This is a genomic window from Bowmanella denitrificans, assembly GCF_002887595.1.
In the GTDB taxonomy this organism is placed as follows: Bacteria; Pseudomonadota; Gammaproteobacteria; order Enterobacterales; family Alteromonadaceae; genus Bowmanella; species Bowmanella denitrificans.
Genome location: NZ_PEBU01000009.1, coordinates 1 through 2,246, shown reverse-complemented (window position 1 = coordinate 2,246; position 2,246 = coordinate 1). Strand labels below are relative to the sequence as shown.

General features: G+C 58.1%; 6 protein-coding genes. All 6 read right to left on the bottom strand.

Features of this window, described 5'->3' with window-relative positions:
- Nucleotides 1–187 precede the first annotated feature (187 nt).
- Nucleotides 188–493, bottom strand: a complete 306-nt coding sequence (locus CSR04_RS16085; protein WP_102797340.1) for a helix-turn-helix domain-containing protein — start codon at nucleotides 491–493, stop codon at nucleotides 188–190.
- 100 nt (nucleotides 494–593) lie between these two features.
- On the bottom strand, nucleotides 594–782 hold the full coding sequence (locus tag CSR04_RS16080) for a hypothetical protein (protein ID WP_102797339.1): 189 nt from the start codon (nucleotides 780–782) through the stop codon (nucleotides 594–596).
- Complete coding sequence (locus CSR04_RS16075; protein WP_102797338.1) at nucleotides 779–1,261, bottom strand: hypothetical protein; 483 nt, start codon at nucleotides 1,259–1,261, stop codon at nucleotides 779–781. The genes CSR04_RS16080 and CSR04_RS16075 overlap by 4 nt, the downstream gene beginning before the upstream one ends.
- A complete protein-coding gene (locus CSR04_RS16070; protein ID WP_102797337.1) occupies nucleotides 1,242–1,649 on the bottom strand; it encodes a hypothetical protein in 408 nt (135 codons plus the stop codon). The genes CSR04_RS16075 and CSR04_RS16070 overlap by 20 nt, the downstream gene beginning before the upstream one ends.
- A gap of 59 nt (nucleotides 1,650–1,708) precedes the next feature.
- A complete protein-coding gene (locus CSR04_RS16065; RefSeq protein WP_102797336.1) occupies nucleotides 1,709–1,939 on the bottom strand; it encodes a helix-turn-helix domain-containing protein in 231 nt (76 codons plus the stop codon).
- 40 nt (nucleotides 1,940–1,979) lie between these two features.
- Nucleotides 1,980–2,195, bottom strand: coding sequence for a DNA-binding protein (locus CSR04_RS16060; RefSeq protein WP_102797335.1), 216 nt, complete (start codon nucleotides 2,193–2,195; stop codon nucleotides 1,980–1,982).
- Nucleotides 2,196–2,246 lie beyond the last annotated feature (51 nt).

Here is a 2,246-nt window from a genome sequence, read left to right as displayed (position 1 = left end):
GCCAGTTTTTCGATAAACTGAAATGCCTCTATTTGCCCCAGTTCGCGCAATACCTCTTCTTTGTCTGCCAGCACTTCTTTTACTTCCAACACGGCTGCTTCCTGCTCGGGCTGAATGGCCGCCTGTGGCTGTTCAATCAATGCGGGGGGCTGGGTGTTGTCTGCCGTTGACTTGACCATACTGACTCCTAAATAAGCTTGCTGTAGTTCTGCACATCCAGGCTCATTTGCTGCTGGGCCTGGGTCAGATTAAAGTTAATGGTGTTGGCTATCTGGCTGAACGTGGCCGTTAGCCGGTAGCGCCCAGGGTGGCGTGGATGCACTTCCACCCAGCGGTTGGCCTGCAGATTGGCCAGGCAGCGGGTCACGGCACTGGCACTCTGGCCGATTGCCCTGGCAATTTCGCCGGTACTCAGGCCGCTGGCCTCACGCCCTACCAGGGCTTCAACCGCCTTCATCAGGCGTTGCTGCGGTTCACTGTGGTAGCTGTTCATAGGTTGGTCACCAGGTGGTCCAGGCCGCCCAACAGGGCAAACAGCAGGCACGCGGCGCAGCACTGCGCCAGGCATTGCCAGGCGTGCCACAGGGCGGGTTTTAGTCTTCGCATGTGGTGGGCTCCGCTGGGTGTAGTCTGGGGTGCTGCAGATAGGGCCAAATGGCGTTCAGGGCTGCCATCCATACCACAGCCGGTATGTCCTGACCTGCCACGGCCGCTTCAAACGCGGCGCGGCCGTCGTGGTCATGGCGGGCTAACAACTGGTGAATTTGCTGTACATGGCTCATTCGTCATCCCCCGCAAAGGCAAACAGCTCCGGCTGGCGCAGCTTTTCGGTATTGGTTTTGTGGTAGGCCAGGTCCTGCATCAGCAGTTGAATCTGCTCCACAGTGCGCTCTACGTCGCCGCCGTCGTTGTTTACGTCGATCAGCATGCTGATCACTTCGGCACTGTACTTTTGCAGCTCCGCTAGTTGCTTGTGGCTGGCACGCCGCCCGGACGGAATTTTTACCAGCAGGCAACCATGGCTGTGAGCCAGGTACTGGGTAACAAACAACGTGCCGCTGGCTTCTTCATACGCCACCAGTTTGTTAACCGGCAAGGTGCCCAGGCCCAGGTACTTGTAGAGCGAATCCGGGGTAGAGCCAATCCGGTCAGCCAGACGCGGCACACTCATATTGGCGTGTTTCACAGCGTATTCTTTGCACGCTTGCAGGGCTTCGTTCAGCGACCTGGGGATCAGGCGCTTAAGCAGCTTGGTGGTCATGGCCGCCCCCCGTTTCCAAAAGTGTCTGCAGTTTGGAAAGCCGCGGCAGTGGGGCCTTCCAAAAAAACACTTGCTCTGCCTCTGGTGCAGGCGCTGGGCTTTGCTCTAGGCTTGCCATCAACACCACACGAGTAAAGGCACAAACATGGTCATCACCACAAATCACCCGCAGCGAAGCCTGCATACTGTCGACCTGCTGTTGGCTATAGCGCCCGGCATAGAAGCCGCGCGGCTCCAACCAGGGCAGGTGCACCTGGTCAGGCAATTGTGGGAGCGCCTGCAGCGTTACGACGCCACAGCCGCTGTGCAGACAATCCGTTACCTGCAGTACAGCGCTTGCCCCGTTCTGCGGGCGCTGCAAAGTTGGATAGCTTGGTGCATATTGCATGGATGGGTTTCCCCCTCTTGTCGTTGTGTGGTGGTGCTGCGCAGGCAGCTGTTTGGTCCTCATGGCTTAGCCCTGGGTGGCTTGCGCAGGCCGAACAGCACGGCCACCGTGTAGGCTTCGTCACGCTGGCCCTTAAGCTTGCCGCGCAGCAAGTCGGCCAGCGTGCGGCGGTCAAAGCCGTACTGCTTGGCCAGGGCGCTCTGGCTGGTGCCTTGTTCGCGAATCCAGGCCTTCACACTGGCCGGTGTTTGCGGGTAAGGCAGCAAAGGCGTTTTTTCGCTGGTGGTCATGGCTAGGGCCTGTGATAATAAGTTGTGGTAAACTGGCGAATTAAGCAGCGTTTGCGCGGGTAGGTTCGGCCTTAATGCCGAGCCGCACGGCTATCTGATGCGCCATGCCACGCTTGCCCTTGGCAAAGCCGTTCAACACCTGGTACACGGTGTGTTCGGGAAACCCCTGGGCTTTAGCCCAGTGGGCAATGGTTTCACCGCGAGCTTCAAAGTCCTTTTTGACTTGCTCAGCGGTACGGGTTTTTTGTGTGGCCATAGCTGCTCCTGTGCGTTTATGAGAACTTTCAACAATTGTTGGAAACTGTTG